Source organism: Stackebrandtia albiflava (assembly GCF_007994225.1).
Lineage (GTDB): Bacteria > Actinomycetota > Actinomycetes > Mycobacteriales > Micromonosporaceae > Stackebrandtia > Stackebrandtia albiflava.
This window is the reverse complement of record NZ_VLLL01000001.1, coordinates 1-26,819: the sequence shown is the minus strand read 5'-3', so window position 1 is coordinate 26,819 and position 26,819 is coordinate 1. Positions and strand designations below refer to the sequence as shown.

The 26,819-nt window shown below is 70.2% G+C and carries 30 protein-coding genes; 18 read left to right on the top strand and 12 right to left on the bottom strand.

Annotated features, from left to right (window positions below; genetic code table 11):
- Positions 1-231: 231 nt before the first annotated feature.
- Complete coding sequence (locus tag LX16_RS00150; protein WP_147131163.1) at positions 232-1,470, bottom strand: ornithine cyclodeaminase, nickel-pincer nucleotide-dependent; 1,239 nt, start codon at positions 1,468-1,470, stop codon at positions 232-234.
- 125 nt (positions 1,471-1,595) lie between these two features.
- Here LX16_RS00150 and LX16_RS00145 point away from each other — a divergent pair, with 125 nt between their 5' ends.
- The 4 genes from LX16_RS00145 to LX16_RS00130 all read left to right on the top strand — a co-directional run bounded on the left by LX16_RS00145 (position 1,596) and on the right by LX16_RS00130 (position 5,554).
- Entirely contained in the window at positions 1,596-2,360 is a 765-nt protein-coding gene (locus LX16_RS00145; protein WP_147131161.1) for an alpha/beta hydrolase, read from the top strand.
- 37 nt (positions 2,361-2,397) lie between these two features.
- Positions 2,398-3,699, top strand: coding sequence for a hypothetical protein (locus LX16_RS00140; protein ID WP_147131158.1), 1,302 nt, complete (start codon positions 2,398-2,400; stop codon positions 3,697-3,699).
- Between the two features lie 125 nt (positions 3,700-3,824).
- Entirely contained in the window at positions 3,825-4,238 is a 414-nt protein-coding gene (locus tag LX16_RS00135; protein ID WP_147131155.1) for a hypothetical protein, read from the top strand.
- A 119-nt stretch (positions 4,239-4,357) separates the two neighbouring features.
- Entirely contained in the window at positions 4,358-5,554 is a 1,197-nt protein-coding gene (locus tag LX16_RS00130; RefSeq protein WP_147131152.1) for a M20 metallopeptidase family protein, read from the top strand.
- A gap of 9 nt (positions 5,555-5,563) precedes the next feature.
- Here LX16_RS00130 and LX16_RS00125 read toward each other — a convergent pair whose 3' ends face one another.
- Positions 5,564-6,178, bottom strand: coding sequence for a LysE/ArgO family amino acid transporter (locus LX16_RS00125; RefSeq protein ID WP_147131149.1), 615 nt, complete (start codon positions 6,176-6,178; stop codon positions 5,564-5,566).
- 135 nt (positions 6,179-6,313) lie between these two features.
- On the bottom strand, positions 6,314-6,847 hold the full coding sequence (locus LX16_RS00120; protein ID WP_147131146.1) for an NUDIX hydrolase: 534 nt from the start codon (positions 6,845-6,847) through the stop codon (positions 6,314-6,316).
- Between the two features lie 108 nt (positions 6,848-6,955).
- On the opposite strand from LX16_RS00120, the gene LX16_RS00115 reads away from it, so the two are divergent.
- Positions 6,956-7,264, top strand: a complete 309-nt coding sequence (locus tag LX16_RS00115) for a DUF3817 domain-containing protein (protein WP_147131143.1) — start codon at positions 6,956-6,958, stop codon at positions 7,262-7,264.
- 57 nt (positions 7,265-7,321) lie between these two features.
- Here the strand turns inward: LX16_RS00115 and LX16_RS00110 are convergent, their stop codons facing one another.
- The 3 genes from LX16_RS00110 to LX16_RS00100 form a co-directional block, all read right to left on the bottom strand.
- The gene (locus LX16_RS00110) at positions 7,322-7,573 is read right to left on the bottom strand and encodes an SHOCT domain-containing protein (protein ID WP_244615615.1); all 252 of its coding nucleotides are present in this window, start codon (positions 7,571-7,573) and stop codon (positions 7,322-7,324) included.
- Positions 7,574-7,696: 123 nt separating this feature from the next.
- Entirely contained in the window at positions 7,697-8,371 is a 675-nt protein-coding gene (locus tag LX16_RS00105; RefSeq protein WP_244615614.1) for a response regulator, read from the bottom strand.
- Between the two features lie 9 nt (positions 8,372-8,380).
- Positions 8,381-9,385: a sensor histidine kinase gene (locus LX16_RS00100; RefSeq protein ID WP_211354201.1), complete on the bottom strand. Its 1,005-nt coding sequence runs from the start codon at positions 9,383-9,385 to the stop codon at positions 8,381-8,383.
- Positions 9,386-9,595: 210 nt separating this feature from the next.
- Here LX16_RS00100 and LX16_RS00095 point away from each other — a divergent pair, with 210 nt between their 5' ends.
- Entirely contained in the window at positions 9,596-10,963 is a 1,368-nt protein-coding gene (locus LX16_RS00095; protein WP_147131140.1) for a flavin-containing monooxygenase, read from the top strand.
- The gene (locus LX16_RS00090) at positions 10,960-11,568 is read left to right on the top strand and encodes an alpha/beta hydrolase (RefSeq protein ID WP_147131137.1); all 609 of its coding nucleotides are present in this window, start codon (positions 10,960-10,962) and stop codon (positions 11,566-11,568) included. Before LX16_RS00095 ends, LX16_RS00090 begins: the two co-directional genes overlap by 4 nt.
- Positions 11,569-11,597: 29 nt before the next feature.
- Here the strand turns inward: LX16_RS00090 and LX16_RS00085 are convergent, their stop codons facing one another.
- Positions 11,598-12,737 carry a P-loop NTPase family protein gene (locus LX16_RS00085; protein ID WP_211354200.1) on the bottom strand — a complete coding sequence of 380 codons (1,140 nt, stop codon included), beginning with the start codon at positions 12,735-12,737 and terminating at the stop codon, positions 11,598-11,600.
- A gap of 580 nt (positions 12,738-13,317) precedes the next feature.
- On the opposite strand from LX16_RS00085, the gene LX16_RS00080 reads away from it, so the two are divergent.
- Positions 13,318-15,165 (top strand): ABC transporter ATP-binding protein, encoded by a 1,848-nt coding sequence (locus LX16_RS00080; RefSeq protein WP_147131133.1) that lies wholly within the window; start codon positions 13,318-13,320, stop codon positions 15,163-15,165.
- Here the strand turns inward: LX16_RS00080 and LX16_RS00075 are convergent, their stop codons facing one another.
- Positions 15,166-15,696, bottom strand: coding sequence for a hypothetical protein (locus LX16_RS00075; protein ID WP_147131130.1), 531 nt, complete (start codon positions 15,694-15,696; stop codon positions 15,166-15,168).
- Complete coding sequence (locus LX16_RS00070) at positions 15,693-16,469, bottom strand: alpha/beta hydrolase (protein ID WP_147131127.1); 777 nt, start codon at positions 16,467-16,469, stop codon at positions 15,693-15,695. Before LX16_RS00070 ends, LX16_RS00075 begins: the two co-directional genes overlap by 4 nt.
- 230 nt (positions 16,470-16,699) lie before the next feature.
- Between LX16_RS00070 and LX16_RS00065 the strand changes: the two genes are divergently transcribed.
- Entirely contained in the window at positions 16,700-17,446 is a 747-nt protein-coding gene (locus tag LX16_RS00065; protein WP_147131124.1) for a lysophospholipid acyltransferase family protein, read from the top strand.
- Between the two features lie 42 nt (positions 17,447-17,488).
- Here the strand turns inward: LX16_RS00065 and LX16_RS00060 are convergent, their stop codons facing one another.
- Entirely contained in the window at positions 17,489-18,220 is a 732-nt protein-coding gene (locus tag LX16_RS00060; protein WP_147131121.1) for a hypothetical protein, read from the bottom strand.
- A 63-nt stretch (positions 18,221-18,283) separates the two neighbouring features.
- On the opposite strand from LX16_RS00060, the gene rpsD reads away from it, so the two are divergent.
- On the top strand, positions 18,284-18,892 hold the full coding sequence (gene rpsD / locus LX16_RS00055) for a 30S ribosomal protein S4 (RefSeq protein WP_147131117.1): 609 nt from the start codon (positions 18,284-18,286) through the stop codon (positions 18,890-18,892).
- 1 nt (position 18,893) lies between these two features.
- Here rpsD and LX16_RS00050 read toward each other — a convergent pair whose 3' ends face one another.
- Entirely contained in the window at positions 18,894-19,361 is a 468-nt protein-coding gene (locus tag LX16_RS00050) for an RpiB/LacA/LacB family sugar-phosphate isomerase (protein WP_147131114.1), read from the bottom strand.
- Between the two features lie 101 nt (positions 19,362-19,462).
- Between LX16_RS00050 and LX16_RS00045 the strand changes: the two genes are divergently transcribed.
- Both LX16_RS00045 and LX16_RS00040 read left to right on the top strand, forming a co-directional pair.
- Complete coding sequence (locus tag LX16_RS00045) at positions 19,463-20,047, top strand: GNAT family N-acetyltransferase (protein ID WP_147131111.1); 585 nt, start codon at positions 19,463-19,465, stop codon at positions 20,045-20,047.
- A gap of 57 nt (positions 20,048-20,104) precedes the next feature.
- Positions 20,105-20,827, top strand: a complete 723-nt coding sequence (locus LX16_RS00040) for a methyltransferase domain-containing protein (protein ID WP_147131108.1) — start codon at positions 20,105-20,107, stop codon at positions 20,825-20,827.
- Between the two features lie 34 nt (positions 20,828-20,861).
- On the opposite strand, the gene LX16_RS00035 is transcribed toward LX16_RS00040, so the two are convergent.
- Positions 20,862-21,239, bottom strand: coding sequence for a VOC family protein (locus LX16_RS00035; protein WP_147131105.1), 378 nt, complete (start codon positions 21,237-21,239; stop codon positions 20,862-20,864).
- A gap of 56 nt (positions 21,240-21,295) precedes the next feature.
- On the opposite strand from LX16_RS00035, the gene LX16_RS00030 reads away from it, so the two are divergent.
- The 6 genes from LX16_RS00030 (at position 21,296) to LX16_RS00005 (ending at position 26,739) form a co-directional block, all read left to right on the top strand.
- Complete coding sequence (locus LX16_RS00030; protein WP_147131102.1) at positions 21,296-22,060, top strand: TetR/AcrR family transcriptional regulator; 765 nt, start codon at positions 21,296-21,298, stop codon at positions 22,058-22,060.
- A gap of 125 nt (positions 22,061-22,185) precedes the next feature.
- On the top strand, positions 22,186-23,058 hold the full coding sequence (locus LX16_RS00025) for a DUF3110 domain-containing protein (protein ID WP_147131099.1): 873 nt from the start codon (positions 22,186-22,188) through the stop codon (positions 23,056-23,058).
- Between the two features lie 312 nt (positions 23,059-23,370).
- On the top strand, positions 23,371-23,622 hold the full coding sequence (locus LX16_RS00020; protein WP_147131096.1) for a hypothetical protein: 252 nt from the start codon (positions 23,371-23,373) through the stop codon (positions 23,620-23,622).
- Positions 23,623-23,686: 64 nt separating this feature from the next.
- Positions 23,687-24,853 (top strand): alkaline phosphatase family protein, encoded by a 1,167-nt coding sequence (locus LX16_RS00015; RefSeq protein ID WP_147131091.1) that lies wholly within the window; start codon positions 23,687-23,689, stop codon positions 24,851-24,853.
- Between the two features lie 61 nt (positions 24,854-24,914).
- Positions 24,915-26,174, top strand: coding sequence for a DNA polymerase IV (gene dinB / locus LX16_RS00010; RefSeq protein WP_147131088.1), 1,260 nt, complete (start codon positions 24,915-24,917; stop codon positions 26,172-26,174).
- Positions 26,175-26,337: 163 nt separating this feature from the next.
- Positions 26,338-26,739, top strand: a complete 402-nt coding sequence (locus tag LX16_RS00005) for a DUF3040 domain-containing protein (protein ID WP_147131084.1) — start codon at positions 26,338-26,340, stop codon at positions 26,737-26,739.
- Positions 26,740-26,819: the final 80 nt, after the last annotated feature.

The window sequence follows — 26,819 nt, the reverse complement described above, 5'->3', positions numbered from 1 at the left end:
GGCGGGGTCACGGTGATCTCCTGGTCGATGAGCTGGGTGCGGTAGCCAGGAGGGGTGTGGGCGTCGATGTGGTGGAACAGGTCGAGCAGGTCCGCCGGAGGCCGGTCGGTGTCGTGGTCGGGAAGGGTCATGACCACATTGCACCTCCTCGGAAGAGCCGATGCCGCGAGTTTAGCGAACCTTCACGGTCCGTGACGGCGCGGTGTCGTCCGGGACACCGCGCCGGTGGAATCAGTCCCGCTTGTAACCGACGACGAGTTCGGCGGCCAACTGCTCGCAGAACAGGCCGATGTCGGTGATGACTCCGGTGGCCTGGGCGCTCCCCCGGTCGGCGAGCTTGGTGACCGTCGCGGGGTTGATGTCCACGCTGACCAGCGGGATACTGGCGGGCAGCATGTTGCCGGTGGCGATCGAGTGCAGCATCGTGGCCACCATGATCGCGAATCCGACGTCCTTCAACGCGTTCCGCATCGCGCGCTGGCCCTCGATGACGTCGGTGTAGACGTCGGGGAGTGGACCGTCGTCGCGTACCGAACCGACGAGGACGAACTCCTTGTCGTGCCGCACCAACGAGTGCATGACGCCGGAACGCAGCACTCCCTGCGAGACGGCCTCGGCGATGGATCCGCACGCACGGATCCGGTTGATCGCCCGGATGTGGTGTTCGTGGCCGTGCGGGACCCCGTGCCCCTTGTCGAGGTCCACTCCCAGGGACGTGCCGAACAACGCGGACTCGATGTCGTGCGTGGCCAACGCGTTCCCGGCGAACAGGACGTCCACGTAGCCATCCTCGACCAGGGCCACCAGGGCGGGGGCCGCGCCGGTGTGGACGATGGCCGGGCCGCCGACCCACAGGATCTTCTTACCCGCCGCCTTGACGTCGCGCATCCGCTGTGCCACCTGCCGGACCAGCAACGCCTGTGGCTTCTCGCTGGACACGTCGGAGGACATGAACTCGAACGTCGCCTCGTTGGGATCGGTACGGACCGGCGCCCGCAGCGGTGTCACCTTGATGCCGTTCGCCCCGCACACCACCATCTCGCCTTCGCGGATGTCGGCCACCGGGATGGTGCGGGCGCCCTCGTCGTCGACGACGATCCCGCAGTCCATCTCGGGGTTCGCCACCCGCATCCAACCGGCGTCGAGCCGGATGCGGGTCTCCAGATTGGTCGTGGAGTAGAAGTCCTCGGGGAACACGCCGTCGCGCGGCGCCGGCCGGAGCGTGGCCCTGCCGGGGTCGATCATGTTGGCGCCGTGGGTCTGGAGACGCATGATGATGCGTTCGAGCTGCTCGTGGTCGTCGCTGCCGATGGTGAGTTTGACGTACGACTCGTCGGTGTGGGTGCGGCCCACGTCGAGCTGGTCGATCCGGTAGTCCCCGGAGTACTCCAGCACGTCGTCCAAGATCCTGGCGAACGTGCCGGAGTCGATGAGGTGACCCCGGATCTCCACGGTTTCGGTGTGCTGCACGATTACCCTCCCTGTGTGTTCATCGGCCGGCTGTGTGACGGTAACTCCACCGGTCGTCGGGTGTACCGGCAGGTCGGCGTCGGATACCGTCGAGACGGACACCCCCTCGACGTCCGGAGGAGCCGTTGCGAGGCGTTCGCCGTTTCCCCGTCGGCCGGTGCCTGACGGTCGTGTCGTTGCTGTTGGCGGCCGGGTGTGCGGCCGGTCCCGCGCCGGGTCCGGAGCCCGGTCCGGAGCCGTCGGCCTCGCCGGAGTCCCATCGGGAGGTCGAGTTCGAGTCACCCGACGGTGAACTGCGCGAGGCGAGGCTGTTCGGTGAGGGGGAGGTCGCCGTCGTGTTGAGCCACATGGGACGCGGCGGTGACGGCCAGGACGACTGGCGGGAGTTCGCCGAGCGGCTCGCGGACGACGGCCGACTGGTGCTGACCTATCAGGGGCGTATCTCGTTGTCCCAGACCTGGCGGGACGTCCAGGGCGCCGTGGAGTACCTGCGGCGGCAACCCGGTGTCACGACGGTGGTCGCCGTCGGCGCCAGCATCGGCGCGATGGCGACGTTGGAGGCGTCGGTCGCGCCGGGGCCGGAGATCGACGGGCTCGTGTGGCTTTCGGGGGTGCTCGACAACAGCGGTTACACCTTCACCGCACCGGACGTGGCCGAGCTCGCCTGTCCGGCGCTGCTGGCCACGGGCGACCGGGACCACTACGGTTCCACGGAGGACACCCGGACGCTCCACGAGTGGTGGGGAGCCGGTTCCGAGCTTCTCGTGGTGGAGAGTGAGTCACACGGCACCGACATCCTGGCCGACGGCGGGGAGCCGGCGGCGGAGTTGACCACCGCGCTGACCGACTTCGTCGACCGTGTCGCGAACGGCTCGGGGCCGACCTGCTGAACCGTTCCGTCGCGGGTGTTGCATAGGCTGCATCGCCATGCTGGTCGCATCCCTCATCGGTTTCGCCGTCGCGTGGTGGCTCGGCTGCTACCTGGCCGTGCGGGACCCGCGCAAGCCGTTGCTGCGGCGGACCGCGATCGGTCTCCTGGCGTACGCCCCCGCGATCCCCTTCGCCGCCGAGCCGGTCGTCGGGGGCCTGCTCGCCGGGCTTCCGGCGCTGATGTGGACCGGGGTGCTGCTGCGGTTGCCCGCCGGTCGGCCGGTCTCCCGGTGGGACCGGTGGTGGTCGCGCGGGTGGCTCCCGACGGGCCTGGCGGCGTCGGCGGTGGCGGCGCTCCTGGACGATCCGGTGGTGTCCGCCGCGGTCTCGATCGGGATCGGCGCCGGCCTCGCGGCGGGGTTCGGCGTGGCGTGGCGGTGGCGCCGCCGGGCGGGATCGGGACGCGCTCTGGGACCGACCCTGGTGATGACGATCCTGTTGGGGCTCGGCTCGGTCGCGATGATCCTTCCCACCGGGTTGCTGCCCGCGCCGCTGGCCCTCGCCGCCGTGGGCGTGGACCTGGTGATCCTCGGGGTGTTGATCGCCTGGAGCGACGCCCTCGACGAGGGCCAGGCACTGCGGGCCGACCTGTTGCGTTCGGCGGTGTCGGCCGGTCTGGTGGCGGTGGTGTTCGGCGGCCAGGTGTGGTTGGCGACGCTGGTGACCGACGGCCGCGAGGGGTCGTTGACCGTCCTGTTGTACGGCTGTGTCGCGGCCGGGATCGCCCTCCAGGTGTTCGCCGGGCCGGTCAACCGACTGGTCGACCGGTTCACGTTGCCGGAACCGGTGGAACGGGAACGCGAGGAGCTGCGGGAGGCGTGGGAGTCGTTGCCGCGCCGGGACTCCGGCGGCGGCGCGGAGTGGCCGCCGGAGGAGTTCCACCGACTGGTGCGCCGCGCGTTGCGCGACTACTCGGACCTCGGCAGGTTGGTGGCCAGTCCGTTGACGGGCCTGCCGGTGATCGGCGAGCGGCTGGCCGCCCGTGGCGCCGTGGACTCACCGCTGGAACGGGCCACCGAACTGAAGACGCTGCTGCGTGAGGGCGTGGAACGTCTCAAGCCGCCGGGTGACTTCGGGTTGTCCGACGAGTGGCGGTATTACCACTCGCTGTACTACGTCTATGTCGTCGGTCTGCGGCCCTACAGCCAACGCGCGCGGCACGACGGCATCTCGGCGGAGGCGGCGCGGGTGCTGCAGTGGTTCCGGGTAGCCGTCCCACAGCGGTCACTGCACAACTGGCAGAACGCCGCCGCCCGGCTGGTGGCCGACGCGATTCGGGACGAAACGGTCGCGAAGTGACGCACGTCACGGCGATTCGGGTGGATCTGGCAGTGTCCGGCAGTGCCGGAGCCGTGTGCGGCAGTGTTCCGGAGCCAGTCTCGGTGTCGTCGCGAACGACCGCGGCACCGACGAAAGGCATCGACATGACACTCTCCGCCTCCGCCGCCCCGGCCACCGACTCCACCCGGTTCCTCCGCGGCGCGTTGCGACTGGACGCCGTCGGCACGTTCGCCTTCGGCGCCGCGCTCGCCTTCGGCGGCGGGCCGCTGGCCGACCCGCTCGGCCTGCCCGCGGCCGTCCTGCACGGACTGGGCGTGTTCCTGCTCCTGTTCACGGGCCTGGTCGGCTGGCTGTCGTTCCGCGACCGGATCCCCACCTGGACCGTCTGGACGATCATCGCCGCCAACGTGGTCTGGGCGGTGGACACCGTGGTCATGCTGGTCGCCGGGCTCTGGCCGTTGACCGGTATGGGCGTCGCCTTCTTCGCCGCCGGTGCGGTGGCCGTGGCGGTGTTCGCCGAACTGGAGTTCATCGGACTGCGGCGCGCCACCCGGTGAACCCGCGACTCGCGCGGCCCGTTCCGTCGTCGGAGCGGGCCGCCGTCGCGTGACCGCTTGCCGCCGCACCACGGTGGCCTTAGGATCGCGGCATCCGCCCCACCTTCCCAGGAGACGCCATGAGCCTGACCGCCGAAGCAGCCGCCCTCGCGCCGGAACTGCGACGTCTCCGCCGCGATCTGCACCGCATACCCGAGATCGGTCTTCACCTGCCCAAGACCCAGGCGCGGGTGTTGGAGGCCCTGGACGGGCTGGGCCTGGAGATCGCCACGGGTGACGGGCTGTCCTCGGTGACGGCGGTGTTGCGGGGTGGACGTCCCGGTCCGGTGGTCCTGCTGCGCGGCGACATGGACGCGCTCCCGGTCGCCGAGGAGACGCCGGTGGAGTTCAGGTCCGGCCACGACGGTGTCATGCACGCCTGCGGGCACGACCTCCACACCGCCGGCCTGGTGGGCGCGGCCCGGCTGCTGGCCGCACGGCGTGCCGACCTGCCCGGGGACGTGGTGTTCATGTTCCAACCCGGTGAGGAGGGTTTCGACGGCGCCGGGCACATGATCGAGGAGGGTGTACTGGAGGCGGCGGGGCGTCCCGCCGAGGCCGCGTACGGTCTCCACGTGCTGTCGGGGATGCTGCCCCGCAAGGTGTTCGCGGCCAGGCCGGGCAACCTGATGGCGGCGTCGGACGGCATGTTCGTGCGGGTGGTGGGCGCCGGCGGCCACGGCTCGCGGCCCAGCGACGCCCTCGACCCGATACCGGTGGCCGCCCAGATGGTGACCGCGCTGCAGCAGATGGTGACGCGCCGGTTCGACGTCTTCTCGCCGGTGGTCATCACCGTCGGTGTGTTCCGGGCCGGGACGCGGCGGAACATCATTCCCGACGACGCGGTGTTCGAGGCGACGGTGCGGACGTTCTCGCCGGAGACGAGCGACCAGGTGGAGGAGATGGCCACCCGGCTGTGTCACGACATCGCGAGCGCCAACGGGTTGACCGCCGAGGTCAGGTACGACAAGGAGTACCCCGCCACCGTCAACGACGACGCGGAGTACGAGTTCGCCGCCGAGACCGCCCGTGACCTGTTCGGCGAGTCCCGGTTCGTGCGGCTCACCGATCCGCTCATGGGCTCGGAGGACTTCTCCCGTGTGCTGCAACGGGTGCCCGGTGCCTACGTCTTCCTGGGCGCCTGTACCGGTCCCGACCCGTTGAAGGCCCCGTCCAACCACTCGCCTCGCGCCGACTTCGACGACGAGGTGGTGGCCGACGGGGCGGCGTTGTTGGCCGAGCTCGCGGTGCGCCGGATGCACCGCGGCCCGGCCTGAGGGTCTCCGTCACCACATCCGCACGAACTCGACGGCGAAGCTGGCGGCGAAACCGCACAGGATGACGCCGGACACCCGGTCGAACCAGACCCGCCGTCTGGGGGTCAGGACGTGTCGCATGGCGGCGGCGGCCGCCGCCAGCATGAGGAACCACAGCCAGGAGGCCGAGATGGTCCCCATGGTGAACGTGGCGCGGCCGGCGACGCTCTGCGCGGCGATCGCGGCGCCGAGGATCCCGACGGTGTCGATGATCGCGTGGGGGTTGAACAGGGACGCCGCGACCGCCTTGGTGATCACCTGACGGGGGTTGGTGATGGCGGCCTCGGCGGCGTCGGTGTGGACGACTTTGGCGCGAAGGGATTTCACGCCCAGGTAGGTCAATAGGACGGCTCCGGCGGCTAGTAGGACTGCTTGCAGGCCGGGGACCTGCGTCAATAGGGCATTCGCGCCGAGGGCTCCGGCGAGTATCAGGAGCGTGTCACAGCAAGCCGTGGCCAATACCGTCCACAATGCCCGAGGCATGCCGAGGGCGAGCCCTTGGCTGAAAACGAGAATGTTCTGGGCACCGATGGGGATGATCAACCCTAGGCCGAACGCGAGTCCGGTGAAAAAGCTGACGCTCACGGAGGCACACCTTAGCCAGGTTCCGGAGGGGAGACAAGGCGGGCGTCGATGAAGAATCCATTGTCATTTAAGGAACATTCGGCATTGCTGGTCACGGCGACGAATGTGGTTCACAGTGGATTGGTCGGCGATTGTTCACTCTCGATCCGCGATCGGGTCACCGGATGCGAGCAGTTCGAATAGGGTGAGGGCGTTCTCGCGGACGTCGTCGAACATGGACAAATCGGCAAGTTCCGCGCGTTTCCACCACCGGAATGGATGTGCGGGCTCGGTTACGGAATTCGGGTTTTCCGTTATCGCCACATATTTGTGGTCGATATGAATATGTCTTTCGCTGAGTTGATTGTCCCCGTCGGGAATGACGTGCTCGGAGATCCAACACGGCACCTCCACGGCCGCCGCCGGGTCCACGCCGCCTCCGACCACGGCGGGCGGGCCGGCCGGTGACCACAGGCGGATTCCGGTCAGGCCGGTCTCCTCGGCGACCTCGCGCAGGACCGCCTCCTCGGTGTTCTCGTAGTCCTCGACGTGCCCGCCCGGCATCATCCAGCGGGCGAAGACCGGATGCAGGACGAGCCCGGTCCGCCACCCCTCCGCCCGGTCGTGATGGAAGACGAAGGCACTGGCGGTGGCGTGCTTGAGGAGCCTGGTCGGCGCGTCGGGAGTCATGCCGCGAGCCTATGGTCGTCGTCGCGGCCGCCTTGAGCGGGGCGGCCGGGCACCCGGGGGCGTCGGGTAGGCTCGCACCGTATTTTACGAAATGTAGAAGGAGTGGAAGTGCCTGTCCTTTACCGGGTCTTCTTCGCGGTGGCCCTGGCCGAGGCCGGGTCGTGGATCGGTCTGCTGGCCGGCATGTGGGTCAAGTACCTCGGCAGTGGCGCGGAACTGGGTGTCCAGATCTTCGGTCCCGTCCACGGCGGCCTGTTCATGCTCTACGGCGGACTGGTCGTGCTCCTGGCGATCCGGGAACGGTGGTCGTGGCGGACCGTGCTGCTCGGGCTGGCGTGCAGTATCCCGCCGCTGGCCTCCATCTGGTTCGAACGCCGGATCGCCCGGGACAAGGACGCCGCGCCGGTCCCCGCCTGAGCCCCCCTGCGGAACGGAGTTCGCCGACCGGACACGCGGTCCGGCCGGCGAACGGGGTCACTTGGCGCGAAGCACTTCGAGCCGCTGCCGGTACTCCTCCTCGGTCACCTCGCCGCGGGCGAACCGCTCACGGAGCACGCCCTCGGCGCCGTGGTGGCGGCGCCACTGCGCGCCGCGCCGCTTGACCAGGACGATCACGGTCACGATGACCGCCGCCCAGAACAGCGGGACCAGAAGGAACCAGGGACCCGGCGCGAAACCGTACTCGTGCGGGCCGTTGGCGAGAATGGTGTGGGCGACGGTGGTCACGTCGATCAACTCCCTGATGTCGGGACTGACTGGATGACCTCAAGAATCCCCGTCACGGGCTCCGTCGTCGTCGGCTCGGCGGCGGCAGTCGCGATACGCCCCCGGGCGTAACCGGCGGGCGGTTCACCGCCATCCCGGGCGTACGAGTCCCGACTCGTAGGCGAACACGACCAACTGCGCGCGGTCCCTGGCACCCAGCTTGATCATGGCCCGGCTCACGTGGGTCTTTGCGGTGGCCGGGCTGAGGAACAGCTTCGCGGCGATCTCGTCGTTCGACAGCCCGGTACCCGCCAGCGCCACGACCTCGCGCTCCCGCTCCGTGAGCGCCCCCAGCCGCTCCCGCGCCACCGGCTCCTTGGCGCGCTGCGCGAACTCCTCGACCAGGCGGCGGGTCACGCCCGGCGACAACAGCGCGTCGCCCTCGGCCACCACCCGTACCGCGTGCAACAGTTCCACGGGTTCGGTGTCCTTGACGAGGAACCCGCTGGCGCCCGAACGCAGCGCCTCGAACACGTACTCGTCCAGGTCGAAGGTGGACAGGATCACGATCCGGACGCCGGCCAGCGACTCGTCGGCGGTCAGCCTGGCGGTCGCGGCCAACCCGTCCAGTCCCGGCATCCGGATGTCCATCAGCACCACGTCGGGCCTGTGTCGCCGCACCAGGGCGACGGCCTCGGCGCCGTCCCCGGCCTCGGCGACCACCTCGATGTCGTCACACGAGTCGAGCAGGGCACGGAAACCCGCGCGCACGAGCGCCTGGTCGTCCGCCAGTACCACGGTTATCGGCTCACCGGTCACGCCTTCACGCTATATCGGGAACTCCACCCACACACCGAAGCCTCCGCCCGGTGCCGGCCCGAACCGGGCCGTACCACCGAGTGCCGCCGCCCGCTCGGTGATGCCCGACAGCCCGTTGCCGGGCACCACGGCGCCGCCGACCCCGTCGTCGGTCACCGACAGTGTGAACCGGGGACCGCGGTAGTCCAGCGACACCGTCACCGAGTCCGCGCCGGAATGCCGCAAGGCGTTCGTCAGTGACTCCTGCACGATGCGCAGCGCCGCCAGGTCGGCGGGAGCCGGCAGCGGCCGTGGCTCACCGTGCCGCTCCACCGTCACCGCCAGTCCGGCGGTGCGGACGCTGCCGACCAGGTCGTCGAGCTGGTCGAGTCCCCCCGTCGGGGCGCGGGGGGCCTGCCCCGCGTCACCCCGCAGCGTGTCCAGGGCGCCCCGCAACGCCACCAGGGCCTCCTTGCTCGCCGACTTGATCGCCGCGAGCGCGGTCCGGGTCTGCTCGGGGCGCTCGTCCACCAGGTGCAGGGCGACACCGGACTGCACGTTGATCAACGAGATGTGGTGCGCGAGGACGTCGTGCAACTCCTGGGCGATCCGCAGCCGGTGGGCGGCCGCCTGCCTGGCCGACTCGGCGTCGCGGGCGTGTAGGGCCGCCAGCCGTTGCGCGCGGCGCTGCATCCGCGCCCAGCCCGCCACCGCCACCACGATCGACAGGAACACGGGCCCGGGCGGAAGCGCCAACAGGAAGTAGACCAGGGTCGCGGCCGCGGTGACGCCGATGACCGTCCGTGGATGGCGGTGCAGCCAGAACAGCGCGACGGGGCCGGCCAGTGCGAGCAGGTATCCGTAGGGCGGTACGTCCATCGGTTGCGGTGTCCAGTCGCCGTCGTGCCGCCAACCCGGCTCGGGCGGCCACGCGTCGGCCCACCGGACCCCCATGACCTGGATGAGGGCCACCGGGATCGGGATGATCCGCCAGAACCATCCCGGCCGTCGGCGTTCGATCGTCTCCGCGTTCACGGGCTTACCGTATGCGTCGTGGGCGGCGGGCGCATGCGACCGGGGAAGTCATGCCGGATACGCCCGGGGGAGTACGTGGGGGGACGTCACCCCCGGATCGGCGTTCCCCCAACCGATGCGGCACCGTGGCGGGGAGGACGGCTGGCGCCGCCCCGGCGGAAAGCGGTACGCTGCGGCGTCGGTGTAGCGCGTATGTGGAGAGGTTCGTCGATGTCGGAGTACGGTGTGGACGCTGCGTACGATCGCGGTGACGCGGTGTGTGTCATCGGGGCCGGAGCGTCCGGGCTGCTCGCCGTGAAGAACCTTCGAGAGCACGGTTTCAAGGTCGACTGCTACGAACGGGACACCGGCATCGGCGGCGGTTGGAACATCCGGCAGCGCAACAGCCCCATGTACGCCAACGCGCACCTGATCTCATCGCGACCGCTCACCGAGTTCCCCGACTTCCCGATGCCGGACGACTGGCCCGACTACCCCCACCACTCGAAGGTGCTGGCCTACCTGGAACGGTACGCCGACCACTTCGGGCTGCGTGAGCACATCTGGTTCGGCAGCGAGATCGAGCGCATCGAACCGGTGGAGCACGGGCGGTTCGACGTCGTCATCCGTTCGGCGTCCTCCGGCAGTGCGGGCCGGCGGCTGCGGTACGCGGCCGTGGTGATCGCCAACGGTCACAACTGGGACCCGTTCATGCCGGAGTACCCGGGGCAGCAGGCGTTCCGGGGGCAGATCCTCCACTCCGTGTCCTATCAGGACTCCACACGGTTCCGCGACCGCAAGGTGCTCGTCGTCGGCGGGGGCAACTCCGGGTGCGACATCGCCTGCGAGGCGGCGGTCTCGGCCGACACCTGCTGGCACTCCACCCGGCGCGGGTACTGGTACACACCCAAGTACCTGTTCGGCCGACCGGCCGACCAGGTCGACGCCGGGCTGTCATGGCTGCCCGCCGGCCTGAAGCGGCGCCTCACCGAGTTCACGCTGCGGCGGGTGGTGGGCGATCCGACCCGGTTCGGGCTCCCCGCACCGGATCACCGGTTCAAACAGGCGCACCCGATCGTCAACGGGCACGTCCTCCACCACATCGGACACGGCGCCATCGTGCCCAAGCCCGACGTCGCCCGGTTCGACGGACGCAGCGTCGTGTTCACCGACGGCACCACGGCCGAGCCGGACCTGGTCATCATGGCCACCGGATACCGGCCGCGCTTCGACTTCTGCGACCCTGAACTGCTGGGCGTCAACCGTGACACCGACGGGTTCCCGAAGTTGTTCGCGCAACTGTTCTCGCCCGCCTCCGAGACCCTGTTCGTGGCGGGTCTCCTCCAGTCGGACTCCGGGATCTTCCCCCTCGTCCACTGGCAGACCGTGGCGATCGCCAAGTGGCTACGGGTGCGCGCGAGCGATCCGGAGCGCGCCAAGGAGTTCCGGGGCCAGGTGATCACCGAGTCGGAGGGCGGCTACGCCGCCCCCGGCATGGTCGACTCGCCCCGCCACCGGTTGGAGGTCTCCGGCGACCGGTACGCGGCGTCGATCGGCCGCATCATCCAGACCCTCGACAACGGATCGGAGGCCAAGTGAGCCTGGAACTGTGGCGGCGACGAGTCCGCAAGGCCCCGCCCACCCGGGTCGCACGGCAGGTCGTCCACCAGGCGGCCGAGATCGACGTGACCGGGCCGCCGGTCCTGTGCGTCACCGGCGACCGGCTCGGGGCCGCCGCCTTCGCCGAGAACTGGCTCCCGCACATCGCGGGACGCGGCCGAGACGCCTACGCGGTGAGCGTCCGCGGTCAGGGGGACACCCCCAAGGGCGACGGCGGCCTGGCGGGCCGGGTCCACGACCTGGTGCAGACCGCCGCGGCGTTGCCGACCCGGCCGGTGGTCGTCGGACACGGGCAGGGCGCACTGTGGGTGGCACACGCCATGACCCGCTACCCGGTGGTGGCGGCGGTGCTGTTGGCGCCCCGTGGCCTGAAGCGGGCACCCGCACCGCCCACGGGCGCGCCCCGGGTGCTGGTCGCCGGTTCCCCCACCGACCGCCGGAGTCCCGCCAAGCGGCTCGACGCGGTCGCGGCCCTGTACGGCGGCGCCCCGTTGCTGTTCTCCGGCATCGGGCACGACTTCATGACCGATGCCGGATGGCAGCCTCCACTGGACGCCCTACTCGCCTGGTTCGACGAGGGCTGACCCGGTCTCGCGGGATCGGGCCGTGGCGGTCAGACGGTGAGTTCGCCGTGCGGATGCAGTCGGCGTTCACCGTGGATCCGGTCGATCCCGAACGGCCGCGCCGGTTTGCGGGTCGCCGCCACCGCGGCGTCGGTGGAGGAACAGCGCTGCAGCAGTGAACCCGCCAACGAGGCGGAGGCCAGGTCGGTCGGTGTGTACACCGGGATGTCCAGTTCCACGGCCGCCTCCCTGGTCGCCAACGGCGACTGGGTGAACACGCCACTGGTCGCCAGCACGTCCATGCCCCACTGCCGCAACCGGTTCACCCCGAAGAGGGCGCCCGCGGCGTCCCCGGCGGCGAAGACGTAACCGTCGATGAGGTCCCGGATCACGGGGTGACGGATCAGCCCGGCGGTCTCACCGTGGAGCAGCCCGTCGGCGATCTCGACCACGATCACGTCGGAGCCCGCCGACAGGTGCCGGTGCAGCCCGGCCGCCCCGAGCACCAGATCCTCCACCGGCACCCGGTAGGTACCGGGCAACCCGGAGTCGGTGAAGTCGAGTACCCGGTGCGCGCCGGAGTCCCGGAACAGCCAGGGGTCGTTGGCGGCGCCGGTGCCGGTGAGCTTCGCGGCCGCGACCCGCAGGCCCGCCCGGTGCAGTCCGTGGATGAGCGCCGCCGCGGTGGTGGTCTTGCCGGCGTTCATGGCGGTGCCCACAACGGCGATGGTGGGTACCCGCACGGCCGGGACGGCCGCCACGGGGATGGCCGTCTCGGCGAGGTTCCGGACGCGGCCGGTCTCGTCGCACAGCACTCCGATCGGGTCGAGCCCGGTGGGTGCGGCGACCCCGGCGTGCCGTGACCGCACCTTGCCGATCATCCCGCCCTTGGCGGCGAGGTCGGCGGCGCCGAGGTCGTCGGAGAGTTCCGCCTCGTACTGGTCGGGCGCGTACCGTGCGCCGTAGGCGACCAGCAGCAGGTCGTCGGGTTGGATCGTGGTGCGCCGTCCGTCGGGGGCGTCGATCCAACCGTGGTGTCCGATGGAGGTCACCCTGGCGATCGCCAGATCCCCGATGCGGGGCCGGTGGTCCAGTGTGACGGTCACCGAGTCCGCGAGGGTGACGGCGCGGGTGATGTAAGTGCGCTTCAGTCGAGCGATCTGCTCGGCCGGCAATTGAAAGACACGCAACAGTCGCTCCTCGGGTAAACGGTTGCCGGTGTGGATATGGCAGAAAGGAAATGCCGATGGATTCCCCCGGTGTGATCGTGCGGGGGAATATGGCGAGTGAGCGAATAGTACGACCTGTCTCCGATCTTGTGAAGAGGGGCCGCCGGTATTTCGTCCATCGTGATGTCCGGCGCGAATCGCACCGCCCGCGACCTGCGGTTTCGCGTGCGCCCGCGACACGCCGGAAGTCGTCGGGGCGGCCGATTCCGGCGTGTCCTGCGAGCCGTGAGGACGGTGATTCCATCCCGTTCCGGCGTCGGTGGAAATGGCGCCCCGCGAATGTTTATTGTCGACAATCCTCAGTTATGAATGGCGACACCGCCGCCATTCGGCGCCGGGTCGCGGCGGGGCCGGAATGGGTTTCACCGCGATCGTCGGACGGCGCGGTGGCGGCCCACGTACGCCGCCCCGTGGCCGTGATTTCCGCCGGTCGGAGCACCGTGTGCCGCCGGGAGTCCGGCCGTGCCCCGTCACAGCGGTTTCTCAGTGACCCCGGCGTACCCTTCACCGCCCCCGGTCCGTCCGTCCAGTCGAGGTGAGCATGGCGGAAACCCGTACCCCGTCGGAGAAGGCGCCCTCCCGGCGCGCCAAGGTGACGCGAGCCACGTGGCGTTCGTTGTCCGGCCTGCTGCGACCGCACCGCGGCGCCATCGCGCTGGGCGGTGTCCTCGCCCTGTTGGGAAGCCTGACCGGACTCGTGCAGCCGTTGGCCGCCAAGTGGGTGCTCGACGACCTCGGCGCCGGGCAGGACATGACCGGCGCGTTGCTCACGTTGTGCGTAGTGGTCGTCGCCGGGGCGGCGATCGGCGCCGTCAGCGGCTATCTCCTGTCCCGCACCGCCGAGTCGGTGATCCTGATCGCCAGGCGTGGCCTGGTCGACCGGCTGCTGCGACTGCGGATGCCCGCCGTGGAGGACTCCGAGCCCGGAGACCTGATGTCGCGGGTCACCGCCGACACGAGCCTGTTGAAACAGGTGACGACCTCCGCGGTCGTGAACGGAGCGACCTCGGTCATCACCCTGGTCGCCACGATCGTGCTCATGTCCTTCATGGACGTGGTGCTTCTCGCCGTGACCGTCGGGGTGCTCGGGGTGGTGGGTGTCGCCGTGGCGACGATCATGCCGCGCATCGCCAAGGCCACCAAGGAGTCCCAGGAGGCGGTCGGCCGCATCGGCGCGGCCCTCGAACGCATGCTGGGCGCCTTCCGCACGGTCAAGGCGTCCGGCGCCGAGACCCGGGAGGGCGCCCGGATCCACGAGGCCGCGGGTGAGGCCTGGACCGCCGGGGTCAAGGCGGCGAAGTGGCAGGCGTTGGTGGGCGTCACGGCCGGGCTGGCCGTGCAGATCTCGTTCCTGGCCGTGCTCGGAGTGGGAGGCGCGCGCGTCGCGTCGGGAGCCATGGCGGTCTCGACGTTGATCGCGTTCCTGCTGTACCTGTTCTACCTGATCCCCTCGATCGCGGGCATCGTCCAGGCGCTCAGCCAGCTACAGGTGGGTGCCGCCGCGCTCGCGCGGATCGAGGAGGTCGAGGACATGGAGGTGGAGCACTCCACCGACGACTCCGGCGAGGCCGGCGTGGGGCCGGCCCGCCTGCGGTTCGAAGCCGTCGAGTTCGCCTACCGGCCGGAGTTGCCGCCGGTGCACCACGGCGTCGACTTCGACGTGCCCGCCGGTGGGATGACGGCGTTCGTCGGCCCTTCCGGGGCCGGTAAGACCACCGTCTTCGGCCTGATCGAGCGGTTCTACGAGCCGACGGCGGGCCGGGTGACGCTGGACGGCGTCGACGTGCGTGACCTGCCGCTGGGACGGCTCCGGGCGTCCATCGGCTACGTCGAACAGGACGCCCCGGTGCTGTCCGGCACCCTGTGGGAGAACCTGACCTTCGGTGCGCCCGGCGCGGACCGGGCGGCCGTGGAGGAGGTCGTCGAGGCGGCGAGACTCACCGACCTGGTCGCGCGGCTCCCGGAGGGGCTGCAGACGACCGTCGGTCATCGTGGCAGCAAGTTGTCCGGCGGTGAACGGCAACGGGTGGCGATCGCCAGGGCGTTGCTGCGACGGCCGAGACTGCTGCTGCTCGACGAGGCCACCTCGCAGCTCGACGCCGTGAACGAGGCCGCGTTGCGGGAGACCGTCGCGGCGGCCGCCGCGGCGACGACGGTGCTGGTGGTCGCGCACCGGTTGTCGACGGTGACGATGGCCGACCGGATAGTGGTGATGGACGCCGGACGGGTCACCGCCGTCGGCACCCACGACGAGCTGGTCGCCGCGGACCCGTTGTACGCCGAACTCGCCGCGACGCAGTTCCTGGTACCCGACGGCCTGGAGGCGCCGGTGGCGACGGCACGGCCGGACGGTGACGGTGTCACCGCGGGGTTCGGCCCGGCGGCCTGATCAGACCACCGCGCCGTTGCCGGGGTCCGGATCGTCGTCGTCGGGTTCGGGGCGGAGCCGCCAGATGAGCATGGCGGCACCTCCGACGAAGGCGGCGATGCCGGTCAACCGCCCGAGGTCGGCGCCCACGTCGAGCACGGTCGGATACAGCACCAGGAACAGGCCGCCCAGTACCAGGACCACGCCCAGTATCGCCGGGAGCGAGGGCCGGGGCATGGGACCGGGCGCGGGAGGTTCGAAGTCCTCCTCGTCGGGGTCGTCGGGCGTCTCGGTGTCCCACAGTTCCAACAGGGTGGGCTCGTCGGCGCGGACGCCGCGGGGGTCGCCGCCCGCCTCGGTCACGGGGCGTTCGGTGTCGTCCTCGGCGGGTTCCTCGGGGCCGTCCCCGCCGGGCCAGGTGGGGCCGTCGAAGTGCGCCACCAGTTCGGCGAACCGTTCGTCGATCTCCCTGGCGTCGAGCTCGCCGTCGGGACGGGAGTCGGCGGACTCGTCGGCGGGACGGTCGGCGTCGTCGTCGCGCGGGCCGGTCATTGCGGTGCCGACCGGCTGGCGAGGCGCTCGGCGACGAAGGACTCCGAGCCCTCGAACAGCACCTGCGCGTCGTAGTCCAATGTGGCCACATGGTGGCTGCGCGGCAGCACGTGGTCGGCCACGTCCTCACTGCGGATACCCGCCAGCAGCATCTGGGTGTTACGCGGATGCACCACATTGTCCACCGCGCTGTGGTAGATCCGGATCGGCAGCGTGACCTTGGCCAGGTCCGCGCGGGTCAGCCGCCACAGCCGTCGGAGCGAGTTCAGCGCGGGCAACGGCACGCGCGGGTAACTGGTCTCGAAGACGCCCGGCCGGGCGATGTCGCTCCCGATCCCCGGGACGCTGCGCACCAGCGGATGTATCAGCGGCACCAGATAGTTGACGGTGAAGCGCGGGTCGAACAGCGACGGGTTGCACAACACCACACCCGCCAGGTCCTGCCCGCGTTGCTGCGCCAGGCGCAGGACCAGCGTCCCTCCCATGGAGTGCCCGAACGCGAACACCGGTTTCCCGATCGCCAGAGCCGTGTCGAGTGCCTTCTCGAGCTCCCCGTACCAGTCCGGCCAGCGGGTGGCGGCCATGTCCTGCCACCTGGTGCCGTGGCCGGGCAGCCGTGGACCGATGGCGGTGTAACCGCGTGAGTGCATGTGTTCCGCCCACGGCCGGATGGAGGCGGGCGTGCCGGTGAACCCGTGACACGCCACGATCGTGGCGGGGGAGTCGGGACCTGCGTCGAGGTGGAACGCTTCGGCTCCGTCCAGTACTGCCACGTGTCGCACCTTCCGTAATCGTGCGCGGCGATTATCAAATCTTTACACGCCGGTGCCCCGTCGGCCAAGCATGGTCGGGCCCCGGGCCGGTACACGGCACATGCGGCGATACGGCGGCCCTGCGGCGTTTGCGCCCGTCCCCGGGCCGGGCCTGCGGGGGCTGCCGCCCGGCGGCGGGCATGAGTAGGCTTTGCATCACCATTGGATAGGGACATGAGGAGAGCCGCACCTTGTTGTACGGGCTGCTGAAGTGGGTCGTGGTGGGGCCATGGCTGAGGCTGATCTACCGGCCGAAGGTGGAGGGGCTCTCCCACATCCCCAGGAGGGGTGCCGCGATCGTCGCGAGCAACCACGTGTCGTTCTCCGACTCGATCTTCCTGCCGTTGGTGGTGCGGCGCAAGATCGTGTTCATCGCGAAGTCTGAGTACTTCACCGGCAAGGGACTCAAGGGCCTGTTCAGCCGGTTGTTCTTCAGCGGTGTCGGGGCCATACCGGTCGACCGGACCGGCGGCAGGGCGGCGCAGGCGGCGCTGGACACCGGGATGCGGGTCCTCAACGAGGGCGAGCTGTTCGGCATCTACCCGGAGGGGACCCGTTCCCCCGACGGCCGGCTGTACCGGGGCAAGACCGGTGTCGCCCGGTTGGCGCTGCAGTCTCAGGCGCCGGTGATCCCGGTCGCGATGCTCAACACCGGTGAACTGCAACCGATCGGGAAGCGGCTGCCCAGTATCGGCAGGGTCCGCATCCGCATCGGCGAGCCCATCGACTTCACGCGGTACGACGGGATGGCGGGCGACCGGATCGTGGAACGCGCCGTGACCGACCAGATCATGTACGCGCTCATGGAACTGTCCGGACAGGACTACATCGACGAGTATGCGACCAAGGCGAAGGCGCTCAAGGAACAGGCCGACGCCTCGGCCGCCGAGGCCGCCGAGGTCGTCCGGGTCGAACGCCGCCGCCGCAGGGGTCTCTGACGGAGGTACGCCCCGCCACGGCGGCTCCGGTCAGCCGTCGGGTCACGCCGCCTGAGCCGCCGAGTCGGGCCGTGCCGGATGGCAGCCGCAGCCGGCGAGGCTGTGGAGTACGTCGCCGGGCGCGTTGACACCGGGGCGGTGCCTCACCAGGAACCGGCGGGTGCCCTCGTCGCCGCAGTCGACGTCGACGGTGGTGCCGTGCCGGTCCATGCGCAACGGGGTGACGTGCCGGGCGGCCGGCAGCCGCCGGCGGATGCGGCGCAGCAGGGCGTCGAGCACTTCGGGGTGGTGTACCCGCAGGTCCATGACCAGGTCCGTCTCCAGCCCGTACCAGTCGTCCGGGCGGGCGGCGGTGTATTCGCCGACGGGTACCTGGCTCAGCTCGCCCTGTTCCAGCGCCACCTCCTCGGGGGTGACCCGCCACAGCCGGTGGCCGTGGCCGAGGTCGAGCAGTTCGGGTACCGGGTGCACCGCGGCGAACTTGATGGCCAGCCTGCGGAAGCGCGTCACGGGGGCCGCCCAGCCGCACAGCCATGCGCTTCCCAGGATCGGGGCGCCCGGCACCGGCGCGCGGTCGTCGTAGCGCAGGGCTACACCGGCCTTGCCGTCGAGCGCGGCGATGATGGGTGAGTTGTCGGCCAACAGTAGGACGGGGTTTCCGCAGGGGTCGGTGAACGAGAGGGGAGTCGCGGTGTCGTCGGTGTGGAGCAGGTGCAGGTGTGCCGGTCGATGCGCCGTCAGGGTGCGCACGATCTCTGCGGGGGCGGCGGTCAAGGCGCGACTCCTTCAGTTAGGCTGGGCTTACTAAGGTAAGCCTAACCAAAGCGAGGATACACCTTGAACCAGTCCCGGCCCAAGGCCAAACAGTCACGGGCGTTGGGGATCGCACTCACCCCCAAGTGCACCCGGTACTTCGAACGCCGCCCCTTCCCGCCCGGCCAGCACGGACGCCGCCGTCGCACCGAGTCCGACTACCGGCAGCGACTGTTGGAGAAGCAACGACTCCGGGCGCAGTACAACATCCGCGAGGCCCAGCTCAAACGCGTCTTCGCCGAAGCGGCCCGCAAGGAGGGCAAGACCGGCGAGAACCTCGTCTCGCTGCTGGAACGTCGGTTGGACGCGTTCGTGATGCGGGCCGGGTTCGCCCGCACCGTCTATCAGGCCCGGCAGCAGGTCGTGCACCGGCACTTCCTGGTCAACGGGCGGCGCGTCGACCGTCCCAGCTACCGGCTGAAGGTCGGCGACGTGGTCCAGGTCGCCGAACGGAGCCGCCGCAAGCCGCCGTTCCAGCTCGCCGCGGCCGGAGCGTGGGCCGCCGATCGCACCCCGGGCTACGTGTCGGCGCGGCTTCCCGAGCTCATCGCGCGGCTGGAGGACCTGCCCCGGCGGGAGGACGTGCCGGTCGTCTGCGACGAGCAGTTGGTCGTGGAGTTCTACTCCCGCTGAGTCAGTGCATCGGCGGAGAGTCGGCGGGCAGGTGGTCGAGGGTGCGCAGATGCGCGATGTTGGCGAGGTCGTCGGAGTCGCCGCTGGGTGCGGTCGCGAACCAGGCGTCCAGGATCTCGCCGAGCATGGGGGCCGACAGCGTGCGAAGGCTCACCGCCAGCACGTTGGCGTCGTTCCACCGGCGCGCTCCCGCCGCCGTCCCCGGGTCGGTGCACAACGCCGCCCGCACCCCGGGGACCTTGTTCGCCGCGATCGACGCACCGGTGCCGGTCCAGCACGCGACCACGGCCATGTCGGCGTCGCCGGTCGCGACGTCCTGCGCCGCGCGGGCACTCACCCGCGCCCACTGCACGTCGTCGGGATCGGCCACCGCGCCGTACCGGCTGACGGTGTGACCCCGCCGCTCCAGCTCCGTGCCGATGAGTGCGGCGACTCCGTCTAGGCTGTCCGAGGCGACCGAGATACGCATGGCTCCTTCATACCCCCGGCGCCGTGATGTGACGCCCTCGGATCCGGGCCGGCGTGCCGTCGAACGCCTCGCGGCGCGTCGCCGGCGGAATACCATCGAGTATGCGTTTCACCTTCCGTCCCACGACCCGGAACGACTTCCCGCTGTTGCGGCGATGGCTCTCCACACCCCACGTCGCCCGGTACTGGGTGCACGACACCTCCGAGGCCGGGGTGGAGGCCGACTTCGGTGGCGCGGTGGACGGTACCGAACCCTCCGAGGACTTCATCGCCTCGCTCGACGGTCGCCCGGTCGGGTTCATCCAACGATGCCGGATCAGCGACTACGCGGACGAACTCGCGGAACTGGCCGCCCTCACCGAGGTGCGGCCCACCACGATCACGGTCGACTACTACCTGGGGGAACCCGACGTCCTGGGCAAGGGCCTCGCGAGCAGACTGATCGCCGACTTCGCCGCGAGATGTTGGCGGGACATCCCCGACGCCACCGACATCGTGGTCGCGGTGACGGAGTCGAACCCGGCGTCCTGGCGCGCCCTGGAACGCGCCGGGTTCCGGCGGGTGGCGAGCGGGCTGATGGAGCCCGACAATCCGCGTGACGACCGGATGCACCACGTGTACAGACTGACCCGGCCGGTACTCGCGGACGGGGCCGGTAGCGCACGTGCCGCCGGGACGGGCAGATAGGCTCTGCGCCAGATCAGCCCGGAACGGCCGGTCTGAAACGGAGTCGAAGGAGCTCAGGTGCGTCAGGTATCCCGGCCCGGAGTGGTGTGGTCGATCGTCGCCGACGCTCTGGCGGACACCGACGGGACCGGTGCCATCGTCGACGTCGGCGGCGGCACCGGCGGATTCGCCGTCGCGCTCGCACAGGCGGGCCACCGGGTGACCGTCATCGACACCAGCCCCAACGCGCTCGCCGACCTGACCCGCCGCGCCACCGACGCCGGTGTCGCCGACCACGTCACCGCCGTCCAGGGGGACGCCGACGCACTCTCCGACCTGTTGCCGGCCGCCTCGGCGAGACTCGTGTTGTGCCACAGCGTGCTGGAGATGGTGGATTCGCCGGCGGCGGCCATGGCGTCCATAGCGGCGATCCTGGCGCCCGGCGGTGCGGCGAGCCTTCTGGTGGCCAACCGGGCGGGCGCGGTGCTGTCCCGGGTGTTGAGCGGTCACCTGGCGCAGGCGAACGCCATCCTCACCGACCCCGAAGGGCGCTCGGGGGACCGCGACACCTTGCAGCGCCGATTCGACGCCGAGTCCCTGACGAGGCTCGCCGAGTCCGCCGGACTGGCCCCCGGGCCACTCCACGGCGTCCACGTGGTGTCCGATCTGATGCCCGGGTCGTCGATGGAGGACCCGGGCACCGTGGCGGCGGTCCGGGATTTCGAGGCGCACACCGCGACGCTGCCGCCCTACCGGGACATCGCCGGTGGGCTGCACCTGTTGGCGCATCGCGAGGCGTGAGGGCCGCCCGGTGCGACCGGGCGGCCCTCGACGATCAGACCCACTGGACGAGCTGTAGCAGCACGCCGTTCGGGTCGATCACCTGGAAGTACCGTTCACCCCACGGTTCGGTCTCGATCGGCGTGGCCACGGGCACGCCGGCGGCCTGGAGGCGTTCCCATTCCGCGTCGATGTCCTCCACGACGAACACGACCAGCGTGCCCTGACCGGCCGAACCGGCGTGGCTCGCGGGTTTGAACGACTTCAACCCGGTCCGCAGGTAGATCAGGTTGAACCCTGCGTCGGGACGGCTGAGCGAGTAGAAGCCGTCCTGCGACATGTCGAGTGTGAATCCGAAGTGCCGCTGCGCGAACTCCGCGGAGGCGGCGGGGTCGGAGACGTTGAGGGAGATGGCGGAACTGGTGATCTTCATTCGGCTCCTTCGGTCGCTGTCTCCGTACATTGTACGGCATTAGGTAGGATCGTCAAGTGACCGAGACCGAGTTCGACCCCGTCGCCGCTCGCCGAACCATCACCCTCCTGTGGCGGAAACACCTGGTGGAGGCCGTGAAACCGGGCCCGAAGGCCAGGATCTCCGTCGACGACCTTGTGGCGAAGGCCATACTCCGGGCCGATCGCGAGGGGTTGCCGGCCGTCACCATCCGGGGCGTGGCCGCCGACGTCGGGGTCCGGCCGATGACGGTGTACTCGCACGTGCCCGACCGTGAGACCCTCGTGGCCCTCATGGTCGACGCCTCGTTGGCGCAGATGCCGGCGCCGGCGTCCGGCGGACTCGGTGTGGAGGCCGCGCTCACCGCACTCGTCGACGACAACCACCACTGGTACGTGGCGCACCCGTGGCTGGCCGACGCCCACACCGAACGACCACCGATGGGGCCCGGCGTCATCGGCAAGTACGAGCGGGAACTGGCGGTCGTCGCCCGCCTGGGCCTGTCCGATCTGGACACCGACGCCGCGTTGAGTTTCCTGTTGAACTTCGCGCGAGCCGCCGCCGCCGACACCGTGCGGTCGCGGGCCGACGCCGTCGACGGCGGCCGGTGGTGGGAGGCGGTGGGTCCCGTACTGTCCGAAGTGCTCGATCCCGTCGACTACCCGTTGTCCGGCCGGATCGGCACGGCCGCCGGTTCCGCGATGTCGGGTGCCTACAACGCCCGGCACGCATACGAATTCGGCCGGGAGCGGACCGTCACCGCGATCATCGCACTGTCGGAGTCCGGCCGCGCCGGGCGTTAGCGTGGTGGTCGTTCCGCAGGTCACCGGGCCGGATGTCGGTTTCCATTGCGACGCAACGGATGCAATCCGGTCAATTCGGGTGATCCGACACGAATCGGCATGTTCTGATGGCATAACGTCACCACATGCCCGCAGCGCGCCACGAGGTGCTCATTCAGCTGTTCCGGGACGCCCCGGAACTGGTCGGCACCATCCTCGCCGAACGACCCGACATGACCATGCTCGGCGAACCGCGGGTGCGGTCCAGTCCTGAATCCGCATCGGTCCTGCAGGTCGCCGAACGCCGCGTGGACGCCGTCTTCGAAGTGGAAGACGACACCGGCCGGTTCGCGGTGGCGCTGGAGGTGCAGATGCGTCCCGAGCCGGAGAAGGTGCGGCGCTGGCCCACCTATGTCGCGAGACTGCGCGAGAATCTCGTATGTCCCGTCACACTCCTGGTGGTCTGCATGTCGGACCGTACCGCCAAATGGGCGGCGGAACCGATATTCCTGGGACGGCCGGGTTCCTACATCCGTCCGGTGGCACTGGGGCCGGCGCAGGTACCCCTCCTGACCGATCCGACCGATCCACGGGCGACCCCACAGCGCGCTCTGTTGTCGGTCCTCGCGCACGCGAAGGGCAGACGGCGGCACAACAAGGCACTCATCGACGTGTTCGACCACGTACTCGGCACGATTGATCCACAGCGGGCCACCGATTATGCTGAGTTCGCGTATGAGCTGCTCAGCGGCCCGGCTGTCCGATACCTGGAGGAACTGGTGGAGACCCGAACGAAGCCGTACCAGCGGAGCACCTACCGCCGCCTCCGCGAAGAGGCCCGCGACGAGGGGGAGCTCAAGACATTGATCCGGGTGCTGTTGGAGACCTCGGAGATACGCGGCATCCGTCTGACGGCCGCGCAGCGGCGGCGGGTGGAGTCCTGTACCGATGCGGAACTCCTCCACGAGTGGTTCCGTCGTGCGGTCTCCGCGACCACCGCCGAGCAGATCTTCGCCTGAGCCTACGTACCGTGGTCGACGTCGCCCGTGGCCGGAGTGAAGACCTCCACTGATCGGGTGTACGCGCGTTGAGGGATCGGAGGCCGGTCGCCGGGACCGGCCATACCGAGACCCGGATCACGGCATTGATATCGGTGATCGCCGCACGAGGTATCGCACTGACCGCGTATGAGAGTGCGGCCTCGACTGCCGCGCCCGTGCGAGGTGGCCGCGGCGTGCGCCGCGGCCCCGGGGGACGTCTTTGCGCGGGAAGTTCCGAGCCGACCTGGCGGCGTAGGCGGCGGCCCGGCTGTCCGTTACCTGGAGGAACTGGTGGAGACCCGAACGAAGCCGTACCAGCGGAGCACCTACCGCCGCCTCCGCGAAGAGGCCCGCGTGGAGGGCATCGAAGTCGGCGAGGTGAAGACGTTGATCCGGGTGTTGCTGGAGACCTCGGGGATGCGAGGCATCCGTCTGACGGCCGCGCAGCGGCGGCGGGTGGAGTCCTGTACCGATGCGGAACTCCTCCACGAGTGGTTCCGTCGTGCGGTCTCCGCGACCACCGCCGAGCAGATCTTCGCCTGACGGCACGGCTCTCCGATGTGGTCGGTGTTGACGGTGCCGTGCCGGGTCCGTAGGGTTTTGCGGCATGCTGACCGATCCCGACCTGCTGCGCCAGGTCTCCCCCGAATACCGCTCCGCGGGCCTGTGCGACGTGCTGCCGTCCACCCTCGCGGTGCTCGGCGTCCCCGGTGAGACCGACATACTCGGCCTCGGTCGGGCGTTGCCGGGCGTGGAACGGGTGGTGTGCCTGCTCGTCGACGGCCTGGGATACCACCTGTACCCGCTGGCGTCGGTGGGTTCGGCCCTGTTGTCGGACGCGGTGACGGGAAGGCGCGGCGAGGTCCGCAGGCTGACGACCGGTTTCCCCTCCACCACGCCGACGAGCCTGGCGAGCTACGGGACGGGCGCGCCGCCGGGCGAACACGGCATCACGGCGTTCACCGTCAACGTCCCCGGTACCGACGACGTACTGGTCCACATCCTGTGGGGGGACGAACCGGACCCCTACCACTGGCAGCCGCTCACCACCTGTTTCGAACGCGCCGCGGCGGCCGGGGTGCTGAGCACACTGGTGTCGCCGGCCTTCGAACACACCGGTCTCGACCGCGCCGTGTACCGCGGTGCGCGGCACCTGCCCGCCGAGGACGTCACCGAGTTGGCCACCGGAGTCCGGCGGGCACTGGCCACTCCGGGGCGGCAACTGGTCCACGCCTACTACGCCGGAGTCGACAAGGCCGGTCACCGGTACGGCGTCGGATCGGCCCAGTGGCACGCCGAGGTGATGCAGCTGGACTGGCTGCTGTCGGAGCTCCTGGCCGACGCCGACCCCCGGACGGCGGTACTCGTCACCGCCGACCACGGCATGATCAACGTCCCCGACGACTCCCGGATCCGTATCGAGGAGCCCCACCGGGAGGGCGTGCGGTTGATCTGCGGTGAACCCCGCGCCAGGTACCTGTACACGTCGCCCGGTGAGGACGAGGCCGTCGCGGCGCGCTGGCGCGGCCTGATGGGCGACCGCGCGCGGGTGCTGACGCGGCGGGAGGCCGTCGACGCCGGCTGGTTCGGAAAGGTGCCGGACGCGCACCTGGAACGCATCGGAGACGTCGTCGTGGTCTGCAACGACGACTACGTCCTGCTCGGGGCGCCGGAGTCCGACAGCCCGTACGTCGAGCAGCTGAAGGCGCTGCACGGCGGTCTGACCGAGGCGGAGATGGCCGTACCGCTGTGGATCGCGCACGGCGGACGGTGATGTCGTAGCCGGAGGCTAACCTGGCGGCCGTGAGCGGGGTGCGATACGACGGGAGGCCGCGGTGAGCCGTACACCTCCCTCCGCGCGCCGGTCGGACGCGTTCGGACCCGGCCTGGACGACACCGGCTGCCACATCCTGCACATCGACATGGACGCGTTCTTCGCGTCGGTGGAGATCGCCAGACGCCCGGAACTGGCGAGCCGTCCCGTCATCGTGGGCGGCCTCGGTAACCGCGGTGTCGTGTCGGCGGCGAACTACCGGGCGCGGGAGTTCGGCGTCAACAGCGCCATGCCCATGGTGGTCGCGCGCCGCCGCTGCCCACAGGGCGTCTACCTGCCGCCGGACTTCACCGCCTACTCGCGGGTGTCGAAGGCGGTGATGGCGGTGTTCGCGGAGTACACGCCGAAGGTGGAGCCGTTGTCGGTCGACGAGGCGTTCCTGGACGTATCCGGGTCGGGCAGGTTGTTCGGTTCCGCGTCCAGTATCGCCGCCGAGATCCGGCGGCGCGTCAGCGCCGACCACGGCATCACCTGCACCGTCGGCGTGGCGGCCACGAAGTTCATCGCCAAGCTCGCCTCCACGCAGGCGAAACCGGACGGCCTGGCGGTGGTGCCGGTCGCCGGGGTGCTGAAGTTCCTGCACCCGCTGCCGGTGTCCGCGTTGTGGGGTGTGGGGGAGAAGACGGCGGCGGGTTTGGCGAGGCTGGGGTTGCGGACGGTCGGGGAGATCGCGCAGGTCCCACCGGAGCGGCTGCGCGCCACCGTCGGCCGGGCCGCCGCCGCCCACCTGCACGAACTGGCGTGGGGCCGCGATCCGCGCCGGGTCGAGGTCACCCGCGTCGACAAGTCGGTGGGCGCCGAGGTCACCTTCGAGACGGACGTGGCGGCGCCCGAGGAACTGGCCCGCGCGGTGTTGGCCCTGGCGCAGAAGGTCGCCGCCCGGGCGCGCCGCGCCGGGGTCGCCGGCCGCACCGTGGCGGTGAAGATCCGGTACGGCGACTTCACCACGTTGAACCGGTCGCGCACGTTGCCGGAGGCCACCGACGTGGGCCGCGACCTGTATCGGGTCGCGATGGAACTCGTGACCGCCACCGTGACGGCGCCGGTACGCCTCATCGGGGTGCGCCTGGAGGGCCTGTCACCGGCGGGCGACGGTTGGTACCAGCCGCGACTGGGCGAACCCGAGCACGGCTGGCGGGACCTGGAGCGGACCGTGGACGACCTCACCGCCCGCTTCGGGGGCGGCGTCGTGACACCCGCGAGTCTGCTGGGGCCGGACGACACGCCCGAGCCGAAGGGCGGTCGCCGGCGACGGGACTGACGACGCGGGACGCCTGCGGGTACGGGGTCATACCGGTGGTCGGTTCGTTCGATACTTACGGGTAAATTCGTGACCGAACCGGCTTCCGGCCGCGTCTAACTAACCGTAGACTTGACGACAAGCCCGGTTGTAACCACAGCCGCATGACCGCAGGAGGAGTGCCGTGCCGCTCTCCGAGCATGAACAACGAGTGTTCGACGAGATCGAGCGGTCGCTCGCCGACGATCCGAAATTCGCCTCGGCGGTGCGAGCCCACGACCCTCGTCATCGTGGCCGACGCCGCATGATCCTGGCCGGATTGATCGCCCTGGCCGGTATCGCACTTCTGGTGGTCGGTCTCCTTACCGAGCAGTGGGTCAGTTTCGTGGGCGCCGTGGTGATGTTCGCCGCGATGGCGTTCGCCCTGACGCAGCGCAAGGCCGGATCCGGTGAGTTGCGCGCGGTGGACGGCAAGGCCACCCGGCGTACCGGACGGCCGGGCCGACGCCCGGCCGGTGGTGGAAACGGTCTGGGGGACCGGTTGGAGGAGCGCTGGCGCCGCCGCCGCGACACCGGTTGGCAGTGACCACACGACGATTCGTACCGAAAGGGCCGCCCTCTACATGAACTGGTCCCTGATAGTTGGACCGGTTATTGAAGGTTAGG

Excerpts from the sequence above, each read along its gene's own strand:
- LX16_RS00140 (WP_147131158.1), top strand. The coding sequence starts at position 2,398 with ATGCTGGTCGCATCCCTCATCGGTTTCGCCGTCGCGTGGTGGCTCGGC.
- LX16_RS00135 (WP_147131155.1), top strand. The coding sequence starts at position 3,825 with ATGACACTCTCCGCCTCCGCCGCCCCGGCCACCGACTCCACCCGGTTC.
- LX16_RS00130 (WP_147131152.1), top strand. The coding sequence starts at position 4,358 with ATGAGCCTGACCGCCGAAGCAGCCGCCCTCGCGCCGGAACTGCGACGT.
- LX16_RS00120 (WP_147131146.1), bottom strand. The coding sequence starts at position 6,847 with ATGACTCCCGACGCGCCGACCAGGCTCCTCAAGCACGCCACCGCCAGT.
- LX16_RS00095 (WP_147131140.1), top strand. The coding sequence starts at position 9,596 with ATGTCGGAGTACGGTGTGGACGCTGCGTACGATCGCGGTGACGCGGTG.
- LX16_RS00080 (WP_147131133.1), top strand. The coding sequence starts at position 13,318 with ATGGCGGAAACCCGTACCCCGTCGGAGAAGGCGCCCTCCCGGCGCGCC.
- LX16_RS00075 (WP_147131130.1), bottom strand. The coding sequence starts at position 15,696 with ATGACCGGCCCGCGCGACGACGACGCCGACCGTCCCGCCGACGAGTCC.
- LX16_RS00050 (WP_147131114.1), bottom strand. The coding sequence starts at position 19,361 with ATGCGTATCTCGGTCGCCTCGGACAGCCTAGACGGAGTCGCCGCACTC.
- LX16_RS00045 (WP_147131111.1), top strand. The coding sequence starts at position 19,463 with ATGCGTTTCACCTTCCGTCCCACGACCCGGAACGACTTCCCGCTGTTG.
- LX16_RS00035 (WP_147131105.1), bottom strand. The coding sequence starts at position 21,239 with ATGAAGATCACCAGTTCCGCCATCTCCCTCAACGTCTCCGACCCCGCC.
- LX16_RS00025 (WP_147131099.1), top strand. The coding sequence starts at position 22,186 with ATGCCCGCAGCGCGCCACGAGGTGCTCATTCAGCTGTTCCGGGACGCC.
- LX16_RS00015 (WP_147131091.1), top strand. The coding sequence starts at position 23,687 with ATGCTGACCGATCCCGACCTGCTGCGCCAGGTCTCCCCCGAATACCGC.